The sequence below is a fragment of the Candidatus Cloacimonadota bacterium genome, from assembly GCA_034722995.1.
Classification (GTDB): Bacteria; Cloacimonadota; Cloacimonadia; order JGIOTU-2; family JGIOTU-2; genus JAGMCF01.
The window spans coordinates 18,430-21,799 of record JAYEOL010000004.1; the positions used below are offsets into that span (position 1 = coordinate 18,430).

At 32.5% G+C, this 3,370-nt stretch carries 4 protein-coding genes; all 4 read right to left on the bottom strand.

The window, feature by feature from the left end:
* Positions 1 to 126: 126 nt before the first annotated feature.
* Positions 127 to 1,530 carry a hypothetical protein gene (locus U9R23_00510; protein MEA3474920.1) on the bottom strand — a complete coding sequence of 468 codons (1,404 nt, stop codon included), beginning with the start codon at positions 1,528 to 1,530 and terminating at the stop codon, positions 127 to 129.
* Positions 1,524 to 2,159, bottom strand: coding sequence for a uridine kinase (gene udk / locus U9R23_00515; protein MEA3474921.1), 636 nt, complete (start codon positions 2,157 to 2,159; stop codon positions 1,524 to 1,526). Before udk ends, U9R23_00510 begins: the two co-directional genes overlap by 7 nt.
* A 117-nt stretch (positions 2,160 to 2,276) precedes the next feature.
* On the bottom strand, positions 2,277 to 3,191 hold the full coding sequence (locus U9R23_00520) for a tyrosine recombinase XerC (GenBank protein ID MEA3474922.1): 915 nt from the start codon (positions 3,189 to 3,191) through the stop codon (positions 2,277 to 2,279).
* Positions 3,192 to 3,247: 56 nt separating this feature from the next.
* Positions 3,248 to 3,370: 7-cyano-7-deazaguanine synthase (locus U9R23_00525; protein ID MEA3474923.1), on the bottom strand; the 123-nt coding region annotated here is incomplete at its 5' end.

Below are 3,370 nucleotides of genomic sequence, written 5' to 3' on the forward strand. Positions count from 1 at the left end.
GAGGTTGAAAATGGGCTTTATGGACAAACACTAATTATGGATTCCCAATTGAATTGGGAATGACAGGCGGGAAGTTTGGGAATGACAACGGGAGGTGAGGTGGAAATGACAGCAGAGTCTACAGCCTTAATATTTATACAACACAGTAAATGAAAATTTCTTTTCTTGCTCAGCAGGAACTTTTATGTTAAATTGGATAGTAAAAGCATCTTTCTTTTCGTATTTTTCATCAGATTCTTCAATTGTCCAATTTCTTCCCAATCCTTTAATTACTTCAATTACAACATCTTCCTCTTTTCGGTTTCGCAGTTCAATCTCATAAATTTCTCGTCTGGTATTTTTTGTAGGTCTTTCGCTAAGTGTGGTAGTAAATTTTCCTTTTATATCAAAAGCAGTTCCAACTTTGAGTTCCACTTCTTCATTTTTGGGTGTGTGGTTAATGTTGTCTGCACCAATAAATTCTTCTTCATCTTCAGATTCTTTTTTGAATATTCTGATTTTACCTTTGGGCAAAGGGATTCCAAGTCCACATTCTTCTTCATTTTTGAATTTTATTAATACATTAACATTACCAGACGAATTACAGTTATATCGGAAAATCTTCTCAACGCTTACATCAGTTGGGTCAAAAAGGGAAATCTGTTTTTGCTGATTGTTATTGATGTCAATTTTGCGATTTTTTACAGTATAGAGGTGGTATTCAAAGAACTCTTTTTCAACAACTTCTGGAATCCCTAAACCTTTTGCTGCCATCAGGTCGCGACCTTCAGCATATCTTGGTCTTGGTTCAGGTGCCAGATGAACATCCCCAGCCATAAGTTTCAAGTCAACCTGCTTATATGCTTTTCCAGACTTATTATCCAATGAAATCCATGAAGATAGATTCAAACTTTTCTCATTTGGTGATAAAACCCCTACATATTGCGCATCCCATGAAATATTTCTTGTGATATAACTTAATCTGGTTTCACAGTCACCACTTTTATTTGAAATCAATTCCCAGTTCAATGTTGGTTTTGTGTAGAAATTTTCTGGCATTTTCTCAAGGTTGATATTCTGAATCTCACCACAATGAATCATATTGATTCCCTTATCCTCTCGTCTTTGAATAACTATGTTTTCATGATCAAATGATTTTAAGATTCCAGAAAAGAGTTCGCCACTTTTGGTTATAATTTCAATTTCCTTATCAAGATATTTGTTTAATATTTTCTGAGTATTTGCTAAGTCGTATTCAAAATTTTGTAATGCGATGACAATTTTGTCAGACTTTTTTACAGGAGTTAAATGCACAGATGTTGGTTCAATTGCGGAAGGTATATTAGAATAACTAAAGAGGTTCTCTCCCTTTTTTAGAGGTATTGTTAATGTTGTTCTAACTGTAGCAAAGTTTTGATTGTAAACTGTTATGCTTGTTTGTGCACACAATCCAGCCACAGTTAATAATGCTAAACTAATTAGCAATGCTGTTTGTTTAAAGAGATTTTTCCCTCCCGATATTTTCGGGAGATTAAACATAGTTTTTAACATTTTTCCTCACTTTCTTGCAAGTTTGATTTTATTTTTGATACTATCATATCAATTGCAATTGGATTAAGTCCTCCTTCCGGCACGATAATATCAGCATATTTTTTGGAGGGCTCAACAAATTCCAAATGCATTGGTCTGACTGTATCTACATATTGACAATAAACTGACTCAAAGGTTCGTCCTCTTTCATTGATATCCCGTTTGAGTCTTCTTAGTATTCTTATATCTGAATCAGTATCAACAAAGATTTTTATATCCAATAAATTTCGCAATTCTTTATTTTCAAAGATAAGAATTCCTTCTAAAATTATTACTTTGTGGGGTTCAATAAGTACAGTTTCTTTTTTTCTAAGGTGAGTTTTGAAATCATATACAGGCATTTTAATAGACTGATTATTTTTTAAGGTGCTAATATGTTGGATAAGGAATTTCGTATCTAATGCATCAGGATGGTCAAAATTAATTTTATTTCTTTGTTCCGGAGTCATATTTTCATGAGATTTGTAATATGCATCCTGTTTGATAACCACGATATTTGGCTCATCAAGTTCGTCAATAATTCTGTTAGCAAGAGTAGTTTTCCCAGAACCAGTGCCGCCAGCAATTCCAATAATTAAGTTTTGTTTCATTTTTTTCCTTTTATTTATTTGTAAGTAAATTCAAAATCGTAGTCTGATGTCAATTATTTTATTGTGTATTTATTTAACTAGTTAACCAATTCAACTGATTCAACCGATTCAACTAATTCACTTCTCTTTATCCCCATGAGGATGGGCTCTTTCATATACTTCTTTGAGTTTTTTCATAGAAGTGTGCGTATAAATTTCCGTAGATGACAAACTGCTGTGTCCTAATAATTCCTGAACAGAGCGCAAGTCTGCTCCATGGTCAAGAAGATGCGTTGCAAATGAATGCCTTATTGTATGTGGACTGTATCTTTTTGATTTTTCTATTACTTTTAAATATTTATCTATAATATATCTGAGCTCATCTGCGGATAGAGGAATTCCATTTTTGGAAAGGAAAAGCATCTTTTTCATCTCACTCTTTGTTTTTGTTTGAATAAGGGCAGGTCGTATTTTCAGATAATTCTGTAATGCTTTTTGGGCGTAAGAACCAATTGGTATAATCCTTGTTTTTCTTCTTTTGCCCATTACCTTTATCAATCCCTTTTTATGATTTACATTTGAAATTTTCAAACCTGCTAATTCACTAATTCGTATGCCACTGCTGTAAAGTAATTCTAAAATAGCTTTATTGCGAATACCTAAGATATTATCCGAATCAGGTATGTTTAAAACAAATTCCATCTCATCTTCTGTAAGAAATGTGGCAGTGTTTTTTTCGAATTTTGGATTTTTTAAATCAATAGTTGGGTTTTTTGGAATTATTTTTTCAGTATATAAATATTTAAAGAAGCCTTTTATAGAGATGACTTTTCTGGCGAGGGTTCTGTTTGAATCACCTTTTTCACTTAAGAATTGCAAAAAATCACGAAACATAGTTTTGGTAATATCTGCAACCACAATTTTTTCATCTTTGAAAAATCTTTTACAATATTCAGCAAATTGAAATAAATCACTTTGATAAGCACGGATTGTGTGCTTTGACATATTTTTTGATGAGAGAAAATCAATATAACTTTTAATTAAATCTTTCATATTTAAAATTTTTGGAGTAGCCAAGTCTCTTGGCTATATTCGGTGCGAGATTATATTTACCAATTAATAGGAATCTCATAAGGGATAGGATCTCTATATCTAGCTTCTTGAAAAGCATTGATTCGCAATCTGCAGCTTTCACAGATTCCGCATGCAATTTCCGAATTTTGATAACAAGA